A 328-nucleotide genomic window follows, 5' to 3' on the forward strand; every position below is an offset into this window, starting at 1 on the left:
CAATTCTAATTGCTCAAATTTCTTTATCTTTTTATAAGGCTTCATAGGGCTATTCAATTTGTCTTCTAACTTTTTCAGTATGGTCACCCATTTTTTCCGGTCACGCCCTTCAAAAAGGTCTTCGCCACCATTTTGCGCTAAAAATTCAAAGGCTTTTCCTTTTACTTCATCGCAAAGGCGTCCTATCTTCCACTGTGTATCAGCAAGAGCATACCAAATCAGGCATTCCTCATCTGTCCCTATAAATTCTTCGAGTTCTTTTTTTGTTTGCTCTAATGCTTCTTCATCGCTATCTGCCAATTCTAAACGCACAAGATAAGTATCTCTT

Annotated in this window: 1 protein-coding gene; it reads right to left on the reverse strand. The window is 37.8% G+C overall.

The features are described 5' to 3' along the window. Window positions 1-312: hypothetical protein (locus tag CSX02_RS11145; protein ID WP_207653783.1), on the reverse strand; the 312-nt coding region annotated here is incomplete at its 3' end. Between the last annotated feature and the right edge of the window lie 16 nt (window positions 313-328).

It is taken from the genome of Agathobacter ruminis, assembly GCF_002735305.1.
GTDB classification, from domain to species: Bacteria; Bacillota; Clostridia; order Lachnospirales; family Lachnospiraceae; genus Roseburia; species Roseburia ruminis.